This window comes from Novosphingobium mississippiense, assembly GCF_044029535.1.
In the GTDB taxonomy this organism is placed as follows: domain Bacteria; phylum Pseudomonadota; class Alphaproteobacteria; order Sphingomonadales; family Sphingomonadaceae; genus Novosphingobium.
Genome location: NZ_CP147003.1, coordinates 1,525,642 through 1,547,657, shown reverse-complemented (window position 1 = coordinate 1,547,657; position 22,016 = coordinate 1,525,642). Strand labels below are relative to the sequence as shown.

At 62.7% G+C, this 22,016-nt stretch carries 26 protein-coding genes; 17 read left to right on the top strand and 9 right to left on the bottom strand.

The window, feature by feature from the left end; translation table 11 throughout:
- Positions 1 to 9 precede the first annotated feature (9 nt).
- Positions 10 to 621, bottom strand: a complete 612-nt coding sequence (locus WBP06_RS25290) for an acyl-homoserine-lactone synthase (RefSeq protein WP_395335155.1) — start codon at positions 619 to 621, stop codon at positions 10 to 12.
- 89 nt (positions 622 to 710) lie between these two features.
- Positions 711 to 1,445, bottom strand: coding sequence for a LuxR family transcriptional regulator (locus WBP06_RS25285; protein ID WP_395335153.1), 735 nt, complete (start codon positions 1,443 to 1,445; stop codon positions 711 to 713).
- Positions 1,446 to 1,714: 269 nt separating this feature from the next.
- Between WBP06_RS25285 and WBP06_RS25280 the strand changes: the two genes are divergently transcribed.
- Both WBP06_RS25280 and WBP06_RS25275 read left to right on the top strand, forming a co-directional pair.
- Entirely contained in the window at positions 1,715 to 2,311 is a 597-nt protein-coding gene (locus WBP06_RS25280) for a transcriptional regulator domain-containing protein (protein WP_395335150.1), read from the top strand.
- On the top strand, positions 2,199 to 2,489 hold the full coding sequence (locus tag WBP06_RS25275) for a DNA -binding domain-containing protein (RefSeq protein WP_395335148.1): 291 nt from the start codon (positions 2,199 to 2,201) through the stop codon (positions 2,487 to 2,489). Before WBP06_RS25280 ends, WBP06_RS25275 begins: the two co-directional genes overlap by 113 nt.
- A 38-nt stretch (positions 2,490 to 2,527) precedes the next feature.
- On the opposite strand, the gene WBP06_RS25270 is transcribed toward WBP06_RS25275, so the two are convergent.
- The 4 genes from WBP06_RS25270 to WBP06_RS25255 form a co-directional block, all read right to left on the bottom strand.
- Positions 2,528 to 2,701, bottom strand: coding sequence for a hypothetical protein (locus WBP06_RS25270; protein WP_395335146.1), 174 nt, complete (start codon positions 2,699 to 2,701; stop codon positions 2,528 to 2,530).
- Between the two features lie 48 nt (positions 2,702 to 2,749).
- Complete coding sequence (locus tag WBP06_RS25265) at positions 2,750 to 3,118, bottom strand: hypothetical protein (RefSeq protein WP_395335144.1); 369 nt, start codon at positions 3,116 to 3,118, stop codon at positions 2,750 to 2,752.
- 158 nt (positions 3,119 to 3,276) lie between these two features.
- Positions 3,277 to 4,020, bottom strand: a complete 744-nt coding sequence (locus WBP06_RS25260; RefSeq protein ID WP_395335142.1) for a hypothetical protein — start codon at positions 4,018 to 4,020, stop codon at positions 3,277 to 3,279.
- 183 nt (positions 4,021 to 4,203) lie between these two features.
- The gene (locus tag WBP06_RS25255) at positions 4,204 to 4,863 is read right to left on the bottom strand and encodes a MucR family transcriptional regulator (RefSeq protein WP_395335140.1); all 660 of its coding nucleotides are present in this window, start codon (positions 4,861 to 4,863) and stop codon (positions 4,204 to 4,206) included.
- 445 nt (positions 4,864 to 5,308) lie between these two features.
- Here WBP06_RS25255 and WBP06_RS25250 point away from each other — a divergent pair, with 445 nt between their 5' ends.
- The 4 genes from WBP06_RS25250 (at position 5,309) to tnpC (ending at position 8,565) form a co-directional block, all read left to right on the top strand.
- The gene (locus WBP06_RS25250) at positions 5,309 to 5,929 is read left to right on the top strand and encodes an SOS response-associated peptidase family protein (protein ID WP_395335138.1); all 621 of its coding nucleotides are present in this window, start codon (positions 5,309 to 5,311) and stop codon (positions 5,927 to 5,929) included.
- 132 nt (positions 5,930 to 6,061) lie between these two features.
- Positions 6,062 to 6,505: an IS66-like element accessory protein TnpA gene (gene tnpA / locus WBP06_RS25245; protein ID WP_395335101.1), complete on the top strand. Its 444-nt coding sequence runs from the start codon at positions 6,062 to 6,064 to the stop codon at positions 6,503 to 6,505.
- Positions 6,502 to 6,855: an IS66 family insertion sequence element accessory protein TnpB gene (gene tnpB, locus WBP06_RS25240; RefSeq protein WP_395335103.1), complete on the top strand. Its 354-nt coding sequence runs from the start codon at positions 6,502 to 6,504 to the stop codon at positions 6,853 to 6,855. The genes tnpA and tnpB overlap by 4 nt, the downstream gene beginning before the upstream one ends.
- Positions 6,856 to 6,984: 129 nt before the next feature.
- A complete protein-coding gene (tnpC, locus tag WBP06_RS25235) occupies positions 6,985 to 8,565 on the top strand; it encodes an IS66 family transposase (RefSeq protein WP_395337545.1) in 1,581 nt (526 codons plus the stop codon).
- A gap of 30 nt (positions 8,566 to 8,595) precedes the next feature.
- Here tnpC and WBP06_RS25230 read toward each other — a convergent pair whose 3' ends face one another.
- On the bottom strand, positions 8,596 to 9,123 hold the full coding sequence (locus tag WBP06_RS25230; RefSeq protein WP_395335106.1) for a hypothetical protein: 528 nt from the start codon (positions 9,121 to 9,123) through the stop codon (positions 8,596 to 8,598).
- Positions 9,124 to 9,339: 216 nt separating this feature from the next.
- Here WBP06_RS25230 and WBP06_RS25225 point away from each other — a divergent pair, with 216 nt between their 5' ends.
- Complete coding sequence (locus tag WBP06_RS25225) at positions 9,340 to 9,789, top strand: LexA family protein (protein WP_395335136.1); 450 nt, start codon at positions 9,340 to 9,342, stop codon at positions 9,787 to 9,789.
- A gap of 3 nt (positions 9,790 to 9,792) precedes the next feature.
- Positions 9,793 to 11,055, top strand: coding sequence for a Y-family DNA polymerase (locus WBP06_RS25220; protein WP_395335134.1), 1,263 nt, complete (start codon positions 9,793 to 9,795; stop codon positions 11,053 to 11,055).
- A gap of 37 nt (positions 11,056 to 11,092) precedes the next feature.
- Here WBP06_RS25220 and WBP06_RS25215 read toward each other — a convergent pair whose 3' ends face one another.
- Positions 11,093 to 12,754: a DUF6119 family protein gene (locus WBP06_RS25215; protein WP_395335132.1), complete on the bottom strand. Its 1,662-nt coding sequence runs from the start codon at positions 12,752 to 12,754 to the stop codon at positions 11,093 to 11,095.
- 952 nt (positions 12,755 to 13,706) lie between these two features.
- On the opposite strand from WBP06_RS25215, the gene WBP06_RS25210 reads away from it, so the two are divergent.
- From WBP06_RS25210 to WBP06_RS25195, 4 genes are all read left to right on the top strand, one after another.
- Positions 13,707 to 14,816: an ArdC family protein gene (locus WBP06_RS25210; protein WP_395335130.1), complete on the top strand. Its 1,110-nt coding sequence runs from the start codon at positions 13,707 to 13,709 to the stop codon at positions 14,814 to 14,816.
- Positions 14,813 to 15,217, top strand: coding sequence for a DUF2958 domain-containing protein (locus WBP06_RS25205; protein WP_395335128.1), 405 nt, complete (start codon positions 14,813 to 14,815; stop codon positions 15,215 to 15,217). The genes WBP06_RS25210 and WBP06_RS25205 overlap by 4 nt, the downstream gene beginning before the upstream one ends.
- Before the next feature lie 116 nt (positions 15,218 to 15,333).
- The gene (locus WBP06_RS25200; protein WP_395335125.1) at positions 15,334 to 17,226 is read left to right on the top strand and encodes a ParB/RepB/Spo0J family partition protein; all 1,893 of its coding nucleotides are present in this window, start codon (positions 15,334 to 15,336) and stop codon (positions 17,224 to 17,226) included.
- 193 nt (positions 17,227 to 17,419) lie between these two features.
- The gene (locus WBP06_RS25195) at positions 17,420 to 17,629 is read left to right on the top strand and encodes a hypothetical protein (RefSeq protein ID WP_395335123.1); all 210 of its coding nucleotides are present in this window, start codon (positions 17,420 to 17,422) and stop codon (positions 17,627 to 17,629) included.
- Positions 17,630 to 17,985: 356 nt separating this feature from the next.
- Here WBP06_RS25195 and WBP06_RS25190 read toward each other — a convergent pair whose 3' ends face one another.
- Complete coding sequence (locus WBP06_RS25190; RefSeq protein WP_395335121.1) at positions 17,986 to 18,216, bottom strand: hypothetical protein; 231 nt, start codon at positions 18,214 to 18,216, stop codon at positions 17,986 to 17,988.
- 468 nt (positions 18,217 to 18,684) lie between these two features.
- On the opposite strand from WBP06_RS25190, the gene WBP06_RS25185 reads away from it, so the two are divergent.
- From WBP06_RS25185 to WBP06_RS25165, 5 genes are all read left to right on the top strand, one after another.
- A complete protein-coding gene (locus WBP06_RS25185; protein WP_395335118.1) occupies positions 18,685 to 19,005 on the top strand; it encodes a DUF736 domain-containing protein in 321 nt (106 codons plus the stop codon).
- A 292-nt stretch (positions 19,006 to 19,297) separates the two neighbouring features.
- On the top strand, positions 19,298 to 19,609 hold the full coding sequence (locus WBP06_RS25180) for a helix-turn-helix domain-containing protein (RefSeq protein ID WP_395335116.1): 312 nt from the start codon (positions 19,298 to 19,300) through the stop codon (positions 19,607 to 19,609).
- Positions 19,602 to 20,174, top strand: coding sequence for a S26 family signal peptidase (locus WBP06_RS25175; RefSeq protein WP_395335114.1), 573 nt, complete (start codon positions 19,602 to 19,604; stop codon positions 20,172 to 20,174). Before WBP06_RS25180 ends, WBP06_RS25175 begins: the two co-directional genes overlap by 8 nt.
- Before the next feature lie 101 nt (positions 20,175 to 20,275).
- On the top strand, positions 20,276 to 20,950 hold the full coding sequence (locus tag WBP06_RS25170) for a lytic transglycosylase domain-containing protein (protein WP_395337581.1): 675 nt from the start codon (positions 20,276 to 20,278) through the stop codon (positions 20,948 to 20,950).
- A 99-nt stretch (positions 20,951 to 21,049) separates the two neighbouring features.
- The gene (locus WBP06_RS25165; RefSeq protein ID WP_395335112.1) at positions 21,050 to 21,673 is read left to right on the top strand and encodes a hypothetical protein; all 624 of its coding nucleotides are present in this window, start codon (positions 21,050 to 21,052) and stop codon (positions 21,671 to 21,673) included.
- The last annotated feature ends 343 nt before the right edge of the window (positions 21,674 to 22,016 follow it).

Here is a 22,016-nt window from a genome sequence, read left to right as displayed (position 1 = left end):
GCGGTCTCCTCAATTCGCCCCGCGGTCGGAGCCGCGGTGGTTCGTGGTGATGCCGGCTGCCGCCAGTTTGTGAGGTGTGTCGCGGTCGATATCGATACGGATCGCTGCGAGCATTTCACTTCCACTGAAACGGGGAGGGCCGAGCGGACGGCAGTCCCATCCGAACTGCAGCACCTGTTTGAACCAGCCGGCGGATGCGATTGCGGTGTAAGTGGTGATCCCGTTGATGAGCGCGTGGTCGACAAGCGCGCAAATCAGCGCATCGCGCGCTTCGCGGCGTTCGGCTGCGCACAGTCGCCGATCAAGGCAGAAGCGCGTAATCTCCTTGATCGCGGCGCCGCGCGGCACTTCGTTCTCGCAAAACTCGGCGTAGAAGCTGTCGAGGATATGCGGCCGTGTCGTCGGCAATAGCCTGGCCGAAGCATAATGTTCGCAATCTGGCCCGGCCAGAATGACGTAACGGGCGTAAGGGTCGTCGAACTGATCGAGTTCATACCGCTCGGCAAGTACCGGCAGGTCCCATTTCAAAAGGTCGACGAAGACGGATTTGCGAGCCGCCCACATGGCGCGCAGCGCCTCGTCGGGAGCCTCGCGATTTTCGTAGCTTTGGACGTTGAGCATGGGGTCATTCCCTGGCCGTGACCATTCGCGGTCACGTGCCAAGGGTCATCCGGAACGGCCGTTCCAGGCCATACCGGAAAAGGGGTATGTTACCGCCGCAGGATATCGGTGAAGGTCAGGTTTCCATCGAGCAGAGCCCGGATAACCGCCAATGTCCGCTTGTTCACTCCATATCGTCCGCAAACATTCCTGACATGAAGCGCGATCGTTTCCTCGCTACGGCCGAGATATTTCGCGATCTCGCGATCGTTCATGCCCCATGCGACAAGGACCAGGATCTCGCGCTGCCGATCGGTGAGCCTTGCGGGTTCGATCAGGCGGCTTGCCCCGCGTCCGAGCCACAGTCCTCTCGCCGCATCGAAAGCGAAGAGGGCGATCGACTGGACGATCGGCAGAATTGGATCGTAGATCGGAACGGAGACCGAATTCACGAAGGAAAGCGATCCGCGCCATTCGCCCGGAACATAGCCCGGAACCGTGTACCCGTGGACTATTCCCTGTTCGCGCGCCATCGCAAGAACGCGCCGATCCCCCTCCGTCATCGGGATCAGATGGGGAATGCGTTCCCAGCGGAAACCCAGGTTCGTGACGTTGCTCGCCCGGTGGACGGGGTCATTGAGACCAAGACCGAATTGGTCGTAGAACTCCGCCCACTGATCGGGATAATTGTGAATCCGAAAAGTCTCGCCCGCGGGATCCAGAAATCCCCCATGGTGCGAGAGCGCAAAGCGCTGAAAACCGAGTTCCTCTGTCGCTTCGCTCATAGCTTCGGTCAGATCGTCGATGCTGCCGATAGTCTCGAAGATGCTCACGAGGTGCGTCATGAGCGCCAAAATTCGTGTGCCCAATGTTCGACTTCGCGATCGTCGGCGGCGTTGCTTGTCACCGTCGGTCCGGCGATCGCCCTTCCTGCTTCGTGGCCGTCCAGCGGGTTCTCAATCCGCCATCGGGCAGGTTGTGTCGCAAAAGTGTCATATCATTCCATGTGTGCACTCTGGAATGGTCTAATTCGGACAGAATGTCCGTATATCGGTGAAAATTTGTTAATTGCCTGCGAACACGTTTCTAAATTCATCTCGGACACCTTGTTCAAATGAGGGTGGGTGTTTCTGCCAATTGGCAAGATGCTGAGTCCTATGCATATCTAAAGAAGGCTGATCGTACGGGTTTGATGTGGGAATGGCTCCGCAGGGATCCAGCTTATCTTGCATGGCACGCCAAAGCTTCTCTCCTCACCGGCGGACATTCGTCAGAGCCGTTGAATTGGGGGCTTCACTTTCGCGGAAGAGCCGGACCGGGATTGTCTCTCGGCCCGGATAATCTGGCATGCCCTTCACGATCCATCGACACTGAGCGTCGAGGCGGGGCCAGGAACGCCCGGCGACGCGGGATGCCTCGATGTCGAGAGGATCAGACCTTGGCTGACTGCGATTCCAACCGCTTCAGGCGGCGAACACGCGGTATTGTCCGACGGGAGTCATCATATCAGGCTGGACGTGATCGCGGGATCCCTGAGCCGGCATTCCACCGTCCGGTTGCGCTTTTGCTTCGATGGCGTGACCCGGGCCGAACCAGGCGTGCTCTCGCTCCAGCGACTCCTGGCACTCCATCGCCACGGTCGGTTTGGAAAGATGCTCTACCCCCGCGACCCTGCTATCGCGCGAGGTGTCGTGTTGCTGCGCGTCCATGACGCATTGAGCGATGGTGCCAGCCTTCGCGATCTCGCCTGCGCCATGGTCGGCGGGGATGTCGTCGAACAGGACTGGGGTGATCCCTCCGATTCCCTGCGCTCGCGCATTCGCCGCCTCGCGCGGCAAGCACGCGAGATGGCGCTGGGGGGATACAAGGAACTCCTGCTTGGCAAATGAGACCCCGCCGAAAGATGCGCAGGAAATGAGCGCGGCTCTTAGCGGGACTTGGTCGATCCGGGGACCAGACGCGCGGCTGCGAGAGCGCCGATCATGTATGGACCATCGTCACGCTTGCCGCTGCGGATTTCCCTTAGAAACTTGCGGTTGTCGAGACCCCGGCTTTCAAGTTCGCTTGCGACTGCGTCGCGGATCTGATCGATGCTGTCCATACGCTCCGTCCTTGAGGGCGGAACATATATAGAACAAAATTGAACCGATCAAGTCCGGCGCGGACGCCCCCGCTTCTTCGCGGGAGGGGCAAGCATCAGGTCGACGAGCTCGATGCTGCGTACCGCGATCGGCGGATCTTTCGAAATCTGCACCGGCTCGCCGCCGTTTAAGTAGATGTCCTCCCAGTAGGTGATGCGCCGGACGAACTCACTTCGGAACTGTTTGGCGAGGTCCCGCTGGGACTCGGAGGACCCGAACTGCGTGCTGAGGACGGCGTGCTTGGCGGCATAATCGGCAGCAATCTTGACGATATCGAGCGGCGTGAAGGCGATGCCGGCGGCCGACAATGCGTCCTGCGCTGACTCCGCCGCCTGGATGACCTGCTCGCGGGCGAGGGTCCGGGTTGATTTGGCCATAGGAACGATCTCTCAGGAATTGTCATCGTCCGTAAGCTGACAAATGCGACCGCTTCGCGGACGCTCCTGTCCTCTATTCGGCGACGTCTCGATAATCCCTCTCGATCCCGGCGCTTCCCGGGTTGGGAGACTTTCCGCGCAATTTGTGCATGGTCGCTTCAGTTTTTGGAGCCGTTGATCCTGGTCTCGGAAGTGCCGGACGTCGCAGGGAGACTATACCGGTAATCTGCGCGGGGGATCTGCAGGACGCCGCCCGAGCGCCTCGCTATGAAAGCCGCCTTGCTGTCGGTGACGAGCGTGATGCCTTCGATGGCGTCCGGACCATAGAGCGCGCAAGGGCAGTTGTCGGATTTCAGAGTCTTCCGTTCATTCTTTGCGCGCTGGGCGCCAAGTTCCCGAGCGGCCGCAGGGAAAGTGAACATCGCCGCTTTCAGCGCGATACCAACGGTGATGATGGCGACGAGGAGAAAGGTCATGGCGTAGACTTCGCGCAGCGAGGGCTCGATGTGGAAGAACTTGCGCGCGCGTTCCGGATCCGAGCTGTACTTTTCGACGAGATGCTTGATGAAGCCATACACGATCAGCACCAGCAAGATCGCAGGGACCGCCAGCGCGTAGAACTTGGTGCTCTCGGCCGATGCAAGCACGATTTCCAGCCCTTTTGTCGCCAATCTCGTACTTGGCAGGCTGAATGTTCCTTCGGGAAGCCCGAACCCCTGTCCGTAGCTGTCGTAGTACTGCACGCCGAGATAACTCAGCCACGCATAGCCCGTACTACCCAGGAGGAGGTGGATCGCGCCTAGGACCAGGGCCGTGAGTGTCAGCTCCTGAAGTCCCAGAAGACTGGTCAGGGAGAACGGCGCTTTTGTGTCGCTCGGAGTGGGTGTTGTGGGGGCAGACATCTGTAGCTTCCGGTTTTGGTGCAATCGGTGCGCACCGCTTCTGGAAAGTCATGCCTTTGATGCAATAGGAAAAATTTACCCACCGACGGATTTGGCCATCGGTAAGCGCAGTTCGGTTCCGGCTGGCGCCTGGAGTGCGGGAGCAAAGTACTGCGGCCCGCACTCCAGACGAGGTACGCGCTGTTATTCGGACGGCGCCGCATTGGTTGCCGACTTCGGCTTTCTCGCAGTCTTGCCGCCGGTGGCCGCCGTTTTCGCGGGGGCTTTCTTGGTCGGAGCCTTATCGGCCGGCGCGCTCGCGGAAGGCGCAGCAGCGTCTGCAGGCGTGTCGCTGGGAACGGGGGCGGAGTCGGGTGCCGCATCGGCGACTGCGGAGTGTGCCTTCTTGGCCTTGACCTTCACGCCCTTCTTGCGCCCGAGGCCGATCTCCTTTGCAAGCGCCCGCCGGCGCTCGGCATATTCCGCCGCGACGAACGGATAGCTCGCAGGCAGATTCCAGCGCGCCCGGTAATCCTCGACCGAAAGCTGGTGGTCGGTGGTGAGGTGCCGCTTGATCGTCTTGAACTTGCTACCGCACTCGAGGCAGACGATGCCATCCGGCTTTACCGAAGCACGCACGGAGACTGCGGGTGTAAGCGATTCCGGCTGCGGCGCAGGAGCTTGTCCAAGGGACGCCAGCGATCCGTAAACCGCCTCGATCAACTGGGGAAGCTGCGCTGCGGGAATCGAATTATTGCTGACATGCGCGCTGACGATGTCAGCCGCCAGCGTAAGTAGAGCTTGGTCTGCCATGACGTATTTACGTGCCCGAATTTCTTTTTGTGGGCGTTTCGTTTCGTTCATTGTCATCGCGGACGCAAGCGGGATTGCAGGCAATGCGGATCAATTCTTTCCCTCGCCGTGATCCCGATCCCGCACCGTTTCCCAAACCGCTCATGTGGCCCGGCATTGAAAGCGGTGTGATCGGACAGTGCTTCTCCCGAAGTCCAGACGGCCGCCAATACGCCGCTGCCGCTTCCGGGACTGAGGCCACGATATCGATTGCCCGCCGTCCGCCTCCACAACGCGTACCCCTGGCCTCCTCGTCCTTTTTGGCGGCGTGCAGGCAAGCGTTACGAATTGGGTCAGGGACTACGGGCGGTGACCGGCGTCTTCGGCGCCGCCGCCCATATACGGTACTGCCGCAGGCATGATAGGTTCGAGTGCCGGGCGGGTCATTGGGCAGGCTTGGTCGGTACGGGCAACAGCCACGGCAGAGGAGAGGGCCGCCATGTGCAATTGAGCCAGAATGCGCGGTGAGCCGGAAACCCTGTTCGGCTCGGCCGCCCACCTGTTCACCGAGCGTCCGCGTGACAATCGCTTCGATCCGCAGGAATTGCGGCCGAAAGGACGCAGCTATGTGATCCGCGAAGAGGGCGAGATGCGCGGATGGGATATCATGACCTGGGACGTGCTCGGCGGAAAGGCGGCCTGGCCGATGACCAATGTGCGCCAGCTCTCGCTGCCGCAATGGCGCCGGCTCGCGGAGAAGCCGGAAAACCGCTGCATCGTGCCGCTCACCGAATTCTGCGAGTTTACGCCGGAAAAGCACGATCTCGGTGATGGCAAGCCGCCGCTTAAGGGCGAGATGTGGTTTGCAGTCACCGACCAGCCGGCGTTTGCCGTTGGAGGCTTCTGGCAAAGGACCGAGACTGGCAACGGCTTCACCATGGTGACCTGCGATGCCAATGCACTGGTCGCGCCTATCCACCCGAAGGCCATGGTGACCATCCTCGATCCAGGTGACGTGACGACCTGGCTGCGCGGCAGCTACGACGAGATCGTTTCGCTGCAGCGGCCCTACGATCCAGCAAAGATGGTCGTGAGAGGGCCGATATTCCCGACGCGGCAACCCCAAGCGGAAATCTGAAAAGCGTGATTTAACAGCGGGTTGATCGGTTTACCCGTAAGCGCTCGGTCTGGGCCGTGTTGCGTCGATAGTGCCCGGTCGCGATGAGCTTTCCATCAGGAGTGTCCTTCGGCACTGCGTAAGGAGAGTGCGTTGGACAGGATCGAGGTCATCACGGGTGTTGAGCGGCAGCGGCGATACTCGGACAAGGAACGAGCGGCGATCCTGGCGAAGTGTGATGAGCCCGGCGCGACAATCGTGGGGGTTGCGAAGCTGCTGGGGATTTCACCGAGCCTGATCCACGGTTGGAGGCGGATGCGGCGGGAGGCAGAGAAGATTGCCAGCGAACCGGTCCAGTTCATTTCCTATGGCACTGTGCCCGAAGGCACCGGTAGCCCTGTGGCTCCGCCGTTATCGACACCTCCTCCATCGCCCCTGACGCCGACACCTGCGGAAGAACTTGTTCGCCCCTATCCAGGTGCCCGGCCCGGTTCGATAGACATCGACCTGCCCGGGGGCACGCGCCTTTCAGTGGACAGCTATGTCAACGAGAAGGCGCTGGCACGCGTGCTGCGTGCGTTGCGGGATGTCTCATGATCTCGCTGGCGCCGGGGACGAAGATTTATCTCGCGAGCAAGCCGGTCAGCATGCGGCTCGGCTTCGATGGCCTGGCAGCGCTGGTACGGCCGCTGTTTGCGGTCGAGCCTTACGGCGGTCACGTCTTCCTGTTCCGCAGCAAGAGCGGCAATTACCTGAAGGCGCTGCACTGGGACGGCACGGGCCTGTGCCTTTTCGCCAAGCGCCTGGAGCGGCATCGTTTCGTCTGGCCGCCGTTGCTGGAGGGCGGTGTCGTGCTGACTCCGGCGCAGTTCGCGTTGCTGATCGAGGCGATGGATTGGCGGCGCACGGTGGCGCCTGAACCACCGCGCCTGCCGGTGCAGATTTGAGGCAACAATCGGAGTAATTCTGGGCTTTTTACTAGGGGCGGTGAAGCGATTCTGCTAGGGAGAAGCGTGTCTCCCGGCGATCTCGAACTCCCTACCGATCCGGCTGAACTGCGCGCGATTTTCGAAGCGATGCAAGCGCGCCTGGCTGCCTCGGAACAGGCGCTCGAAGCCGAGCGGGCCGCCCATGATGAGACCCGCGAACAGCTTGAGACGGCCCACAACTCGATCAAGCTGACCGCACTGCAGATCGAGAAGCTCAAGGTCCAGCTTGCCCGTCTTCGGCGCATGAAGTTCGGCCAGTCCTCTGAACGGCTTGCCTCGCAGGCCGATCAGCTCGAACTGACGCTGGAGGATCTGGAAGCCGAACAGGCCCATACCGAGTGCGTGATCGAGGGCAATGTGCCCGAGGATGCGCCGGGCAAGGCTCCGGCCCGCAAGCCGCGCCGCGCGCCACTGCCAGAACACCTGCCCCGCGATGAGGTGGTCCACGCCGCCCCCGATGCCGGTGATTGCTCCGTCTGCGGCGGCACGATGGGCAAGCTCGGCGAGGACGTGACCGAAGTGCTGGAGTATGTCCCCGGCCGTTTCCGCGTCGTGCGCCATGTCCGCCCCAAGCTTTCCTGCAATCGCTGCGATGCGATCAGTCAGGCGCCAGCTCCCGCACTTCCCGTGCCGCGCGGCCGTGCTGGCCCCGGCCTGCTCGCCCATGTCGTCGTCTCCAAGTTCGCCGACCACCTGCCGCTCTACCGCCAGTCACAGATATATGCCCGAGAGGGCTTGGAGATCAGCCGTTCGACCATGGCCGACTGGCTGGGCCAGGTAAGCTGGCTGTTGCAGCCGCTGGTTGACCGGATCGCCGATCACGTCATGGCCAGCCCCAAGCTCCATGCCGACGACACGCCCGTTCCGGTCCTGGCGCCGGGCACCGGCAAAACGCAGACCGGACGATTATGGGTCTATCTGCGCGACAACCGGCGATGGAGCCCGCTCGACAAACCGGCGGCGCTGTTTCACTATAGTCCCGATCGCAAGGGCGAGCGCCCGCGCGAGCACCTCGCGACCTTCGCAGGATTCCTGCAGGCCGACGCCTATGCCGGTTTCGAGAAGCTCTACGCACCCGATCGCAAGCCGAGGGCGATTACGCCTGTCGCCTGCTGGGCGCATGCCCGGCGCAAGCTGAACGATGTCTACAAGGCGGATCCGAACTCGGCCGCGTTCCAAGGCCTGCAGATGATCGCCGAGCTTTACAACGTCGAGCGGCAGATCGTGCGTGAACCAGCGGATTTCCGCCGCAAGGCTCGCAAGCTCTCGAAGCTCAAGGCACTGGATTTCTTCGTCTGGGCCGACGAGGTGCTGTCCAGGGCTTCAGCCCGGTCACCGCTGGCCGAGGCGCTGCGCTATGCCGTGAAGCTGAAGTCGCAACTGCTTGCCTATACCGAGGACGGAAGGCTGGAGATCGACAACAATCCGGCGGAGAATGCCCTGAGGAGCATAGCCATAGGCCGCAAAAATTGGTTGTTCGCTGGAGCCGACTGCGGCGGGGAGCGCGCCGCCGCCATGTATTCGCTGCTGGAGACGGCCAAGCTCAACGGCGTCAATCCGCAGGAATGGCTTGCCGACGTGCTTGACCGCATCGGCAAGGGCCATCCCATCAACCGGATCGATGAACTGTTGCCTTGGGCGTGGAAGGCAACGGATCGAGTCACTTGAGATGAGGCCGCCAATTATCCGGTGACGGACCTAATGGTGGTTCATGGTCTGATCGTTGCCGCATGCAATTTCCAGCATCGTTACGCCGTCTCCAGTTTGAGTAACTGGCGTCCAATCTTGACCTGATGGGACAAGTTTGGGGTCGTGCAAATCCGTCACGATATAGGTGTCGACGAGCATCATCCGCCTAGCGCAATCGAAGTGTTCGCGTCGCTTTATAACGGGTTCCATCCTCAACTCGGTGTCGACGGATGCAACGTCGCCATGCCGCTGCGTTGAGGAGAGATCGATAAAGCGCGGCCCCTGATCTGTTTCAGACAGACGACGCCAGCGCGCCACCGATCCTAACGACGTGGTCAGGCACTCATAGTCCTCCGCGAGCAAGCCAGATCGGCCAGGAATCAGCTTATACTCGTTATTGCATCGCGCACCGGCAACATTCTCGGCATCAGAACGCGCGTCCCACTCAACAAATCTTTTCGCGTAGCGATCGGCGGGATGGCTGCATCCGCTGATCGCCATAAGCATCAACAATAAAATCGCAGGCCGCATTTCCACTGCTTGCCTCCGATCCAATCAACAGCGCAACGAAAATCGTGGCTCCGGGATGACCTCTCAGCAACTCCCCACACTGAACGCCCGTTGTCTTCCGGAACGAAACCCAAAAGCATGTTCCATTCGCGGAGACCGGACGCTTACGTTTACCCGTCGAAATTGCTCCGTCGTCGTTTTCTTATGTTCCCAATATGTTCCGAATCGCGTTATTGGGACGGCATGTCTTCCGGCTTTGCCTTGCCCCCTTCGATTCCTCTGCCGCTCGGCGAACTGCCGCGTGAGTGGTGCCTTCGCGTTATAGGCGCAGCCGGCGCCGGCTTTCCCTCGCCGGCCCAGGACTGGGAAGAATCCGCGATCAATCTCGTAGAGCTGCTCCGGCTCGATCGCGCTGCCAGCTTCGTATTCCGGGTGAGCGGGCAGTCCATGGTCGATGCGGGGTTGTTCGATTCCGATGTCGTTGTGGTCGACAGGGATGCCAAGCCCGTGAACGGGCGCATCGTCATTGCCGTGGTCGATGGCGGTTTTGTCGTTCGCCAACTCTGCTTTCGCCACGGTGTCCCGATGCTCGAGGCGCGCAATAGCCGCATGCACTACGAGCCGGTCGTGGCGGACGAGACCGTGGAAGTCTGGGGCGTCGTGCGCGCGAGCGTGCGCAACCTTCAGGCTTAGCCCATGACCTGGGCCATCCTCGACATCGAGAACTTCTACTGCAGCGCTGAGCGCGTCTTCGATCCTTCGCTGCGCGGTGTGCCGCTCATCGTGCTCTCGAACGGGGACGGCTGCGCCATCGCGCGCTCGGCTGAAGCCAAGGCGCTCCATATTCGCATGGGCGCGCCCATGTTCCAGATCCGCGATGCGGTGGCGAGGCACGGCATCCAGTGCCGTTCCTCGTCCTACGAGCTCTACGCGGACATGAACCGGCGTTTCAATGCGGTGATTGCCGAGTTCACCGATACGGTCGAAATCTACTCGATCGACGAATCCTTCTTTCGTCTGCCGGTATTGCCGAGCGGCCTCGGCGACGTCGAAATGGCGCACCGTGTCCGCGCGGCCGTCAAGCGCTCGGTAGGCCTCCCCACCCGCATTGGCCTCGGGCCGACCCGCACACTCAGCAAAGTGGCAAACGCCCTCGCCAAGGCGTCCGAAAAGGTATGGGGCGGGGTCGTCGATCTGCATGACGAAGGCCTGCGGCGCCGGCTCTTGGCGGCCTGGCCGATCGAGGAAGTCTGGGGCATCGGACCTGCATTGGCGAAGCGACTGCGGCCGCTCGGCGTCCGGACGACTGGCGAGCTTGCTGCACTTCCCGCAAAAGTGGCGCGCGACGTGGGAACGGTCGTGCTCGAGCGGCTGGTGCGCGAACTCAACGGCATCGAATGCAGCGATTTCGAGCCGGAGCCGGCTGCGCTAAAGTCCACGGCGGTCACGCGCAACTTTGGCGAACCGGTTCGGGACGTCGAGGCGCTGCGTGAAGCCATGGTGCGGCGCGCCGTACGCGCGGCCGAGAAAATCCGTAACCAGCGGTTGCAGGCGAGCCGCCTGATTGCCTTCGCACATGGCAGTCGCTTCAAGCCGAACGCGCCTTCGGCCTCGCGCGTCGGGCGGCTTTCGCCTGCCAGCAACGATCCGCGCGTCATTGCCGGCATGGCCGGCAGGATGGCCGAGGCCATGTTCGAGGTTGGCGCAGTCTACACCAAGTGCGGTGTGATGCTCGAGGGACTGGAGCAGGAGGCGCAGGGGCAGCTCGACATGTTTGCCGCGCCCGATCCCCGGTCGCCGAAGCTGCTGGCCGCGCTCGACGAGATCAATACAAGGTTCGGGCGCCAGACCTTGCGGCTGGGTTCCGAAGGGATGGGCGTGAAGGCCTATGATACCAAGCGTGCCTTGAAAAGCCCCTCCTGGACCACACGGATCGATCAGGTTCCGGTGGCGCGGTGAGACTGCCGGCCCCCCGTGTAATGATCGAGCTGGTTGCTTACGTTTTCTCGATGAGGTGAACCTCGACGGTGAAGCCCATGAGTTCGAGCCTATTTGCCGCAGCCCTCAGGCTGACTTTGCTGAAGAAGGGCAGATCGACCTTTTTCGATCGCTTATACGGGTGGCGCATAATCCCGTAGACGATTCGATACTCGGCTGTCACCGGCTTCTTCTGTCGTCCGTCGGGAATTACGGCCTCGAAGCCGAACTTGCCCGTTGCCTTCTGTCTTTTCAGTGCCTTCGTGCGCATCTCGCCGCGGAACGTCGGGTCGCGGACGAACGATTCCGCCGAGACCACACCTTGGCTCCACAAGTGGCTGATAAGATCCGACGCATGCCCATCCTTCAAGTGGATGAAGGCCTTGTCGCGTGACAGAAAATCGCAGGGTTCGAGATTGGCACGGCCCGCACCCGCGGGCGACACCTTTACTTGATCGAGCATCAGCAGATCGGGCTTCTTATCAAGTTCGGTGATCAGTTCGCGCTCATTGATCGCCGTCGTTTTAGCTACGATTGGCGTTGCGCTTACGAGCTTGCGGAAGTCGGCCTCGACGCCCTTGTAGAAATTGCTCTCTACACAGTACCAGTCTCCGGCAAACAGAACGTAGGTCGTGCCATTGTGCACGGTCTCGAAGACCATGCAGTCGTAAACTTTGCGCTTGTGCGATTTCTGCCCTTGCCCGTCGACGACGACCCGGATTTCATGATTTGCCTTGATGTCCTCGATGCTGGTGATTTCGCTTGGCCGGCCTCCAGCAAGTTCGGCAACATAGTCTTCGATCGTCATTTCGCTGTATCCGGTCTTCGTCCCGGAGCGAAAGCCCACGCCAAAGTATCCGATTTCGTGGGCACGTTCAGGATCGATGATCTCCGGGAGGGTGAAGTGCAGATCGGACGGTTGTCCGTCCAGCAGCCCCTCGATCTCGGCATAGACGAGATTGTCCAAGACCTCGACGACATCGGTTTCCCGCACGGGAGTGACGTAGTCGATGAAGGCATAGTCCTTCTTATAGTCTTGCGCCTCGAAGAGTTCGAGCGCCTTCTTGCACTTGTCGGCAATTGTAGCAGGGAGAACTCGCGAGTTGAGCGTAAGTGCATCGCGGCCCGCGAGGGAGCTGGCGAAGTCGCTGTCGGTGGGGACGCCGCCTGCCAGGCGGAAAAGATCGCGCTCAACATCGATACCGAATCCGCCGAGGTCGGATTTGCGGCTGGCCTGGAAGCGCTTCTGGAACGAGGTGGCGTCCAGCGTGGCGACGTCGATATTCTTGAGATTGGCCCGGGCAATCGAATTAAGCGCGACTTTAAGTCCAAAGTTGCGTTCAAAGGCATTGGCCTGAAGCGAAAGGTGGGCCGCCCCGAAGGCGAGGGCGAATGTACGTTTGGCTTCCTTGCCCACGGGAACCTCGAGGAACAGCACCGCCGAACAGCTCTGGTTCTGTAGCTGGAGTGGGTCTCCGTCGACGAATGCGTTGACGAAGCCCAGCCAGCCAGGCGCGGTGCCGACAGTCTGTTCATGGAACAGCCTGCCGTATTTTGCTGCCTGTTCCTTCAGTTTCTTGGGATTACGAATTACCTCGTCGACCGTCCAATCCTCGCGGAGGAGCCGGATTGAAATCGTAGGCGTAGATTCAGGTGGAGCTTTCGTTCGTTTCGCAGTCATCGCCTTGCCTCGCTTCGTCGCACGTTGCAGGGACAGGTAGAAAGCGAATTGTCGGATTTTAAGGCGTGGTTCTTATTGAACTTCACTGTGTTCTATTTTGGGTCACGGCTCCACAAGATTGTGAAAAAGTCGGGGTTCGTCAAATTTACGCCAATCGTTTGCAAGATTACTTCAGATGCTGTCTTTGGGGTTGATAATGGCGGGACTGCTGAAATAGTTCTTCTCGCATGCTTCACAGCTTTTGCTGCGTTCGCTCCAGCTTGTTCGGCGGGACGAACACAGATTACGGATATCAGATTGGGCGCCGGAAGAGTGTCCCGGCGTGTGACCTAAGCTTGCCGTTGCGCCGCAGAAACTGCTCGGGCGCCTCGCGCCCGCCGGCGCGACCGCGCTCCATGCCGCACCCGGGCGGGCTGAGCGCCCTTAAGCCCCGCGCGCAGGCACCGAGCCCCGTCCCGGGTCTCGGCCTGCCGGTCAGGATCGCTGGCGCGGATGAGGGCGAGCATGCTCGCCCTCATGTGGACGCTCACGTGCTTCGCCCGCGAGCGGCGCCATTTGTGAGCCTCTCCCGGGCAAAGCCGGGGGTGGGCTTGACGCCCGTCTAGGCCCGCCGCCGGCCCCTGCAAGCCGCTCGTTCCTCGCCGGCTCCTCCACTGCGTTACGGCCCTTGCCACCCCGATCCTGCGGATCGGGGCCCCGGCTGCGGGTGCAGGCGCCACCTGGACGCGGGCCTTGTCGGTCGTCCGGGCCGCCCACCCCCGTCTTTTCCGGGGAGGCCATGGTGGTTTTTGGGCAGGCTTGGAGGTGAGACATGCGCAGCAATCGCAAGGCCTCGCAATGTGCGAGGTCGCAAGTTCGGGTTCTCAGTGAAACCGGTTCAGGCCAAGGCAGTGCAACCGGTCGTCCCCGGCCAAAGCGGCTGGGGACATCGGAGCGCGGGCGGCCCGGCGATGTGGACAAGCCGGTTCATAACTGCCGGGACAAGCTTGGGGGTAACTCTGCTGTCAACCGTTCCCGTGATCGGGAGTCTGGGCAGGAAAGTGAGGCAAAATCCCGATCCTCGCTTTACGACGAGGTCACCGCGCGGATCGTGGCAGAACTGGAGGAGGGGCGTTTCCCTTGGGTGCAGCCGTGGTGCAGTGCAGCTTGCGGGGGCAATCCCGGCGGCGGCGGGGTGCCCTGCCTGCCGCGCAATGCGCTGACCTTGCGGACATACTCGGGCATCAACATTCTCCTGCTCTGGGCATCGGCGCTTGCCCACGGCTGGGAGCGCCCCGGCTGGCTGACCTTTCGGCAGGCGCTCGCGGCGGGCGGGAATGTGCGCAAGGGCGAGCAGGGGACGCAGGTCGTCTATGCCGATCGCTTTACGCCCGAAGCCGAAAAGGAACGCGCGCGGGCGAGTGGTGACGAGGCCAAGTCCGTTGCCTTCCTCAAGCGCTTCACCGTTTTCAATGTGGCGCAGTGCGATGGATTGCCGGATGATCTCATTCCCCCGACCGTCGCCTTGCCCGAACGCGAGATCGTTCCGGTGGGTGAGGCGGTCATCGCCGCAAGCGGGATCGATTTTCGTATAGGCGGCGACAAGGCGTTCTATTCGCCGGGGCGGGACTTCGTGCAGGTACCCCCGCAGCAGACCTTCCACGATCAGGTGAACTTCTATCGGACGGCGCTGCACGAATTGACGCACGGCGTCGGCCATAGTTCGCGGCTCAATCGGAACCTGACCGGCGCATTCGGTTCGAAAGACTACGCACGCGAGGAATTGATTGCGGAATTGGGTTCGGCGTTCCTTTGCGCGGCGCTCGGGATCGTGCCGACGGTGCGCCACGCCGACTATTTGGGGGCGTGGCTTGAAGTCCTGCGCGAAGACAATCGCGCAATCTTCCGGGCCGCCAGCATGGCGAGCAAGGCAGCGGACTGGCTGCTCGCGCGCCATGCCGCCGCCGAAGCCGAAGTGGCGGCCGATCTCGCTGAGGAAATCGGGGCTGCGCGAACCGGTGCGCCAGCATGCGCGCGCCGCACCGATGTCGTGCCTGCAGATGAGGGGAGGGCCGGGGCATGACGATCATTTCCCAATCGACCCGCGCGATGCTGAGCGCCAACTTCGAGCATAGCATCAAGAATCCCAAGTTCGATCCGCTGCCGCTGGTCCGCCTGTTCAATCCGATGGGCCGCGCGGTCTGGCTTGCGACCGAACTCTATGCCGACGACGACACGCTCTACGGGCTTGCCGATCTCGGCTTCGGAACTCCGGAACTCGGCATCTTCTCGCTTCGCGAGATCGAGGCCATCCGCCTTCCGCTCGGCATCCGGATCGCTCGCGACCTCGGATTTGCCACCCGGCATCGTTTGTCGATCTGGGCCGAGGCGGCGCGCCTCGCAGGGTCCATACCCGACGCCGCCGACCTCCTGAGCCGCCTTACCCGCGAGGATCCCGGCGCAATCAGACTTCTGCCCCGCTGAGGGGCCGATGACGCAGGCGGTCGGTGCAATCCCGCTCGGGCGCCTCAACCTAAGCCGGTCCACCTTATCCCATCACGAACTCGGTGGACCGGCACTCACAATCAGGAGTGCTTTCCATGAAACTCGAATTCATTGCCTTGGGCAACCTTGCCGTCAGCAAATCCAATATGCGTTACGCCCGTAAGGCCCCCGACGTGTCCGACATTCTTCCGACCGTCCGGGCGCGCGGCGTAATCCAGCCGATTCTCGTCCGGCCGAACTGCCAGCCAGGGCACTACGAGATCGTTGCGGGCGCGCGCCGCTTCCATGCCGCGCGGATCGTTGCCGACGATACCCGAGCAAATGCCGAGAATGGGGAGGGGGCGCGACCGGACGATGGCGCCGACGAGGCCGAGGCGATGATGCTTCCCTGCGCCATTCTCGATGAGGGCGACGACGCCGATGCGATCGAGGCATCGCTGATCGAGAACATCGCCCGGCTCGATCCCGACGAAATGACGCAGTGGGAATGCTTCACCCGCCTGATCCGCGAAGGCCGCAAGGTCGAGGAAATCGCGATTACGTTCGGGTTGCCGGACCTTGCAGTCAGGCGCGTACTGGCGCTCGGTAATCTGCTGCCGCGCATCCGCGATCTCTATCGCCGCGAGGAAATCGACGTTGCGACCGTCCGGCAATTGACCCTCGCCTCCAAAAGCCAGCAGCGTGATTGGCTCGCGCTGCGCGACGACCCCAATTCCTATGCTCCCTGCGGATATCAGCTAAAGGCATGGCTGTTCGGCGGTCAATCGATCGCCGTAAGCCACGCGCTGTTCCCGGTCGAAGACAGTGGCCTTTCCACGGTATCGGACCTATTCGGCAGCGAGGCCTATTTTGCCTGCGGCAAGACATTCTGGCCGCTCCAGAATGCCGCCATCGAGGCGCGGTCTCGGCAATATCTGGAGCAGGGCTGGGTTGATGCAGTCGTGATCGGACCCGAGGCCAACTTCCACTCGTGGGAATACGAGAAGACCCCCAAGCGCAAGGGCGGCCGCGTCTATCTCGATGTGCGCGCGAACGGTGAAGTCGTGATCCATGAAGGCTACCTCTCGCGCAAGGAAGCGGCCAAACTGGCCCGCAGCGAGGCCGCGGGAGCAGGGCAGAAACCCGTGCGACCGGAAGCAACGGCCATTACCGGCACCTATGTGGACTTGCACCGCCATGCCGCCGTGCGCGCGGCGCTTATCGGGCATTCCGGCCTCGCGCTGCGCATGATGGTCGCCCATGCGATTGCCGGGTCTCCGCTCTGGCGCATTGTGCCCGAGCCACAGAGCGTCAGGAACGATGCCGTCAAGGAAAGCGTCGAGAATTGCCTCGCCGAGGCTGTGTTCGACGAGCGGCGGCGCGCGGTTCTGGCGCTGCTGAACCTGCCCGACGACGAACCCACGGTGATCGGTGGAACCGGCTATGGTATGCGTGGTTCCGGGAGGGAATTGTGCAGGCTGTTCGCCCGCCTCGTCGAACTTCCCGATGGCGTTGTCATGGAAGTTTTGACCATCGTCATGGGAGAGGCGCTGGCCGCTGGCAGTCCGGCGGTGGAGACGCTCGGTGTCGAGATGGGAGTTTCCATGGCCGATTGGTGGGAAGCGGACGCCGCTTTTCTCGAGACGTTGCGCGACCGCGAGGTGCTTCTGGCAATGGTTCGTGAAATCGCCGGTGATGTCGTGGCCGAGGCCAATGCCGGGCAAAAGGGCAAGACGCTCAAGGGGATCGTCCGCGATCATCTGGCCGGAAACGGCGGTCGGGAAAAGCGCGAGGGCTGGGTGCCGCGCTGGATGACCTTCCCGCCTTCCGCCTATACGGCGCGGGGCGGTGTGGGCACCGTTGAGGCGCATGTGCGCGCCATGCGCGCGCCGGAGCCCGACGAGGACTACGGTGAAGGGGAAGGGGCCGAAGCGGAATCGCCGGACGACGATTTCGTTGCCGAGGAAGGCTGCGAAGTCGGGACTGGCGACGACCGGGAAGCTGCGTGAAATAATCGGGCGGAGGCGGATTTACCGCCTCCGCCCGATCCCCTTGCGAGGGTTCGAAATTTTTGCGGCGGGGCCGCGCCCTGAAAGGCGCGGCCCCGCCGCCTATACCAAATGTTCATTGCCCGGAGCCATTCGCGGCGGCACGGTTTATCCAAATCCGGGCGCCGGACCGGCGATCATAAAGGGCAGGACCATGACCGAACTTCACGTTATCGAAAAGCTGGTCACCCGCCTTTCGCCCGAGCCGGTCTGCGACGATTGTATCGCGCAGACGCTGGGGCTTCCTCCATCCGAGAACGCGGAGCAGGCAGTCCGCGAACTTGTCGGTTCGAACGGCTTCGAGAGGATAAAGGATATATGCAGCCTGTGCGGTGAGATGCGCCCGGTTACCCGGCTGAAGTAACCTTGCACCTGCCTGTTTCACGGATGGGCGGCAGGCAAGGCCAAGGTCTCCGCTCAGCGCCACACGGGGCCGGCATTTGCAAATATTCGTGCTACAATGGGCGGACGATCCGGTAGAGCGCAGACCGTCCCGGAAAACTCTGCCGTCTTCGGGGACGGAGACTGCCGAACCGGCATCGCCGAACCTCAAGAATGATCGATTTCATAGCGGGAGATCGCCTTTCGATCAGCGTCGCGGCCCGCCCTAACGATCCGACCCGGCGCACCTCAACTGTACTTGCTGGAACCGGCTTCCGCGCTCTCCGATAGTTTCGCAGCGCGCGCGGTACGTGGCTCGCGAAAGCGCCATTGCCCCGCCTAATGGCGTTTCGGAGAGTCCCTGCCGTCGACCGCCGCCTGCACGGAAACCGCCCAGGCCCTCAGATAATGCGCGCGGGTCTTGTACTCTTCGCCGGCCTTGAGATGCACCATGGCGGCCCGGCCCAGCGACTGCGAAATCTCGGTGGCGGTACACACACCCTTGTCCTCAAGTAGCCCCGCAATCGCGGCGATCGCACTCCCGAACGCGAACACGGCATCTTCGTCCATGGCGTCTCTCCCGGCACCGACTGGCGCCGGTCCAGTCTGCCTTGTCCCGCAACACAAAGCCAGCGTCGGGAGCGAAGCCGGATGGGCGTCGCCGGCCTCGGGTTCGGCGTGTAAGCTCCCGAAATCGGGCGTTCATCTGCATCGTCCGCGATCTGCCTGAACCTGCCGTCACTCAGGGTGGACCGCCGAGCGGGAAGTCATCTCGCAGGCGCATCGTGCCCGACCAAATCCGGGTCCCGGGGCATCGACCTGGGACAGGCGCGACATTCCCGAAACCATCGCGGATCCGAACTATTTCCCCGCCCGCCAAGGCGGGCTCCTCGCGGCCGCTGCGCTTCAAATAGGTCGGCCCGCTCCGGTCCTCTGCTGCGCGTCGGCCTGACGGTTCGGAAAGATCGCTGAGCCCGTCCCTCCAGGTCTGCCCATCGCCCGGAAATGGTTCGGGCGGACTTTGGCAGGAGATGAAAAATGCCCGCAATCGGATATGTCACCCGCGACGGCCGCAGCTTCAAGGGCCAGCTTCGCACCCTCTCGATCCGCGCGGATATCGAGATCATGCCCAACACGCGAAAGACCAGCGACGCCCAGCCGGACTATCGGGTTTCCTCAGGCGGCGTCGAGGTGGGAGCCGGCTGGCTGCGGCGCAGCGAAAGCTCGGGGAACGACTACGTTTCGCTCAGCCTCGCCGCTCCGGAATTCGGACCCCGGCGGCTTTACGCCAACCTCGGGCGCGCGGCCGGTCAGGACGACGAAGACGCGTTCGCGATCATCTGGAATCCCGCCGACTGAGTGCCCGTTCCGCCCTCGCATCCGGCCCCGCATCCTGATGGATGCGGGGCCCCATCGGCGCTTCGTACCGAGGCGGTCGGTTACGTTTCGGGCACCATTTGGGAAGGCTTTCAAAGCATGACGGCGGGTTGGATCGGCGCGGGTGCGCTGACGCAGTTCGCCTGGTGATTGCAGGCACCGGCCAGGGGGGGGCGAAATCGCACAGGTCGATTTTCGCCCCTGCCGCATCGTGTCCATGGCCGTCATCACTCCTCCAGGCGGCTCATCCGGGACGCCCGAAGGGAGCGAAATCATGATGGATAGTCGCGATCGCAAGGCGTGCGCCGCGGGCCATGGAAGACCTCAAAATCTGCGGCCAAGAATGTCGTCCACGAGGACGAAATCCAACGTCGAGATACGCGCCCGCGAAGCCCGGGAGACCTGTCCGTTTCTGACCACCAAGGAGGCTGCCTTCTTCCTCGGCCTGGCCGTCGTCACGCTGGCGGCAATGCGGCGGAAGGGCACCGGGCCCAAGTGCCGCAGACATGGACGGGACTGGCGCTATCACATCGACGACCTCGAGGCATGGTCGCTCTCCGACACAGTGGGAGGCGCGCATGACTGACGCCCGCAATCTGCCGCTCTTCGCCTGGGGCGAGGCACTTCGCAGCGCCCGCGCGCGCCGCCGTCTGCTTCGTCGGCGAGCGGCTCTGATCGGCGCCGGGATCGCAGCGCTCACCGCCACGCTGGCCTTTCCACCGGTCCCCCGCCTGATGTGGAACCACAGCGCCAGCGCGCCGATTGGTCTCTACCTCGTGACGCCCGGCGCTCCGCTTGTTCGCGGCGATATGGTCGTCGCCTGGCCGCCCGAGTCGGCGCGCACGCTGGCAGCGCATCGCCATTATCTGCCTGCCGGCGTGCCGCTCGTGAAGCGCGTGGCTGGTGCGGCCGGGGACACCGTTTGCGCCCATGGCGACATGGTGACGGCGAACGGGCAAGCCATTGCGCGCCGGCTTGGCTCCGATCCTTCGGGCCGTCCGTTGCCGCGCTGGGAAGGGTGCATTCGGCTGCGGCAGGGAGCCTACTTTCTGTTGATGACGCTGCGGCCGGACAGCTTCGATGGCCGCTACTTCGGCGCCACCCGAGAGCGCGATATCCTCGGCAAGGCGCGTCCGCTGTGGCTGCCCTGATGCGTGCGTACAGGGCTTATGCAAGGCCCACATCGTCGGCTTTACGGCCCAAACGATGGGTTCGGTTGCCTACAGCGATGCTGGTGCTCCCGGCGCTATTGATGGGCCCGGTATTCTCTTCATCCACGCAGGCGAAAGAAGCCGACGCCGTCTCCCATTGGCGCGCGGAGATCGGGGATGCATCCGCCCGCTTCGGGATCCCCGCGATCTGGATCGAGCGGGTGATGCGCGCTGAAAGCCGGGGGCATACAACGCTGGACGGCAGGCCTATCATCTCGCGCGCCGGTGCAATGGGGCTCATGCAGCTGATGCCGGATACCTGGGCCGAGCTGCGGCGGCGGCTCGGTCTCGGGAGCGATCCGCACGCGCCGCGAGACAACATCCTGGCGGGGACGGCCTATCTCCGGGACATGTACGATCGCTTCGGATATCCGGGCCTCTTCGCCGCCTATAATGCGGGGCCAGCGCGCTATGCAGCATCGCTTGCGAACGGACGTCCACTTCCGGCCGAGACGCAGGCCTATCTGGCCTCGGTCACTGGCGGCGACAACGGATTTTTGCGCCGGGATAGCACCGAGGGTGCGCAAACGATCCTCGCGCCATCCTCGCCTTCAGGCCCCATCCGGCAGTCGATCTTCATCGTGAGGTCCTCGGCAAATGCCGGGACCTCACCTGACGTAGCATCGGACCGCCACGCGCCATCCCAGTCTGGCGGGGCGGCCGAGATCGACCCGCTTTTCGCTGTCCGCATTCTCGGGGCCGGACCGGCCCGCTGACAAACGCGCTCGCAGCATCGCCGCGGGAGAGAAGCGGCACCTGACTGCGGGTGTCGAGCGAGGACGAGAGGTAGACAGCCCTCCTCGGATCTGCCGAGCGTGACGGCCTCTGCGGCGGCTGTAAAGGCCGGCGGCACCTCCAATTTTGCCGCAGAAATAGAGCGCGCTACGCGCGCGAGTTTGTTTGTTTTCCTGGGGCAAAATCGGCTCCTCCGCCGCCGCTTCGCGGCGCACCGACAAGCCGGCGCGGCCCTGACAGCCACCGCGCCGACCGTCGGGCGACAAGGGTCCTCGAAGGTCGGGGACGCTCTAGCGAAGGAGGCTGTTATGGTTGCTCAGGTAAGCATCGGCGTTGCGGCGCAGCGGGTCATGGAAAAGCTGGTGGCAGGGCTCGAGATCGAGTTTGGACATGGAGCGGGCGCGGCGCTGGCAGCACGGTTCATGGAGGCAGAGGAGAGCGATTTCGTGTGGGACGCACGGGTGTGCGAGCGTTGGCTTGGCACGTTGATGTGCGATGGTGATTGCGGATCGGTTTGCGATTGCAAGGGACCGGATGGCGAGTGGTTCGAACTCGACAGGGTTGCGATCGTGGGGTGCCTGGATGGGGCTTGGTACGCGGCGGTTAGCATCGTCGACGGCGATGGCCGGGCGCACGGATTGATGGCGCGGCGGGCATGCGCGAGCGAAGGCGAAGCACGCGAAGCCTATGCCGCATTGCGATGAGAGGGAGGTCGGTTTCCAGCCGGGATGTGGGTGCACTTCGTTGCCTCGCACCCCGGCTTTTTTGTGCTCACCAGGCAAGCGGGGCTGGGCGTCGGTGCGGGTGAGGCGGAGGGAGCAGGGGAGGGCGGGATATGCGGCTGAGAGGTTAGGGGCGCGTAAGGCAAGATAAAGCTATGGCACTGCCGCGCCATAACTGATTGTCTGCACATCGTTTTTTGGGAGATCGGATGGCACTGTGCGGGCGCGGACAGTGCCGTGAGCGAGCGATGCGGCGGGTTTAAGCGGGTTTGGGCGGCACCGGTTTTCACAGATGCAGGAAAGCCGCATGCTCGGTCCGCAACCT

Coding starts and splice junctions, on each gene's coding strand:
- WBP06_RS25290 (WP_395335155.1), bottom strand. CDS start 621: ATGCTCAACGTCCAAAGCTACGAAAATCGCGAGGCTCCCGACGAGGCG.
- WBP06_RS25285 (WP_395335153.1), bottom strand. CDS start 1,445: ATGACGCACCTCGTGAGCATCTTCGAGACTATCGGCAGCATCGACGAT.
- WBP06_RS25280 (WP_395335150.1), top strand. CDS start 1,715: ATGAGGGTGGGTGTTTCTGCCAATTGGCAAGATGCTGAGTCCTATGCA.
- WBP06_RS25270 (WP_395335146.1), bottom strand. CDS start 2,701: ATGGACAGCATCGATCAGATCCGCGACGCAGTCGCAAGCGAACTTGAA.
- WBP06_RS25265 (WP_395335144.1), bottom strand. CDS start 3,118: ATGGCCAAATCAACCCGGACCCTCGCCCGCGAGCAGGTCATCCAGGCG.
- WBP06_RS25260 (WP_395335142.1), bottom strand. CDS start 4,020: ATGTCTGCCCCCACAACACCCACTCCGAGCGACACAAAAGCGCCGTTC.
- WBP06_RS25255 (WP_395335140.1), bottom strand. CDS start 4,863: ATGAACGAAACGAAACGCCCACAAAAAGAAATTCGGGCACGTAAATAC.
- WBP06_RS25250 (WP_395335138.1), top strand. CDS start 5,309: ATGCGCGGTGAGCCGGAAACCCTGTTCGGCTCGGCCGCCCACCTGTTC.
- tnpB (WP_395335103.1), top strand. CDS start 6,502: ATGATCTCGCTGGCGCCGGGGACGAAGATTTATCTCGCGAGCAAGCCG.
- tnpC (WP_395337545.1), top strand. CDS start 6,985: ATGCAAGCGCGCCTGGCTGCCTCGGAACAGGCGCTCGAAGCCGAGCGG.
- WBP06_RS25225 (WP_395335136.1), top strand. CDS start 9,340: ATGTCTTCCGGCTTTGCCTTGCCCCCTTCGATTCCTCTGCCGCTCGGC.
- WBP06_RS25220 (WP_395335134.1), top strand. CDS start 9,793: ATGACCTGGGCCATCCTCGACATCGAGAACTTCTACTGCAGCGCTGAG.
- WBP06_RS25215 (WP_395335132.1), bottom strand. CDS start 12,754: ATGACTGCGAAACGAACGAAAGCTCCACCTGAATCTACGCCTACGATT.
- WBP06_RS25205 (WP_395335128.1), top strand. CDS start 14,813: ATGACGATCATTTCCCAATCGACCCGCGCGATGCTGAGCGCCAACTTC.
- WBP06_RS25200 (WP_395335125.1), top strand. CDS start 15,334: ATGAAACTCGAATTCATTGCCTTGGGCAACCTTGCCGTCAGCAAATCC.
- WBP06_RS25195 (WP_395335123.1), top strand. CDS start 17,420: ATGACCGAACTTCACGTTATCGAAAAGCTGGTCACCCGCCTTTCGCCC.
- WBP06_RS25190 (WP_395335121.1), bottom strand. CDS start 18,216: ATGGACGAAGATGCCGTGTTCGCGTTCGGGAGTGCGATCGCCGCGATT.
- WBP06_RS25185 (WP_395335118.1), top strand. CDS start 18,685: ATGCCCGCAATCGGATATGTCACCCGCGACGGCCGCAGCTTCAAGGGC.
- WBP06_RS25180 (WP_395335116.1), top strand. CDS start 19,298: ATGATGGATAGTCGCGATCGCAAGGCGTGCGCCGCGGGCCATGGAAGA.
- WBP06_RS25175 (WP_395335114.1), top strand. CDS start 19,602: ATGACTGACGCCCGCAATCTGCCGCTCTTCGCCTGGGGCGAGGCACTT.
- WBP06_RS25170 (WP_395337581.1), top strand. CDS start 20,276: ATGGGCCCGGTATTCTCTTCATCCACGCAGGCGAAAGAAGCCGACGCC.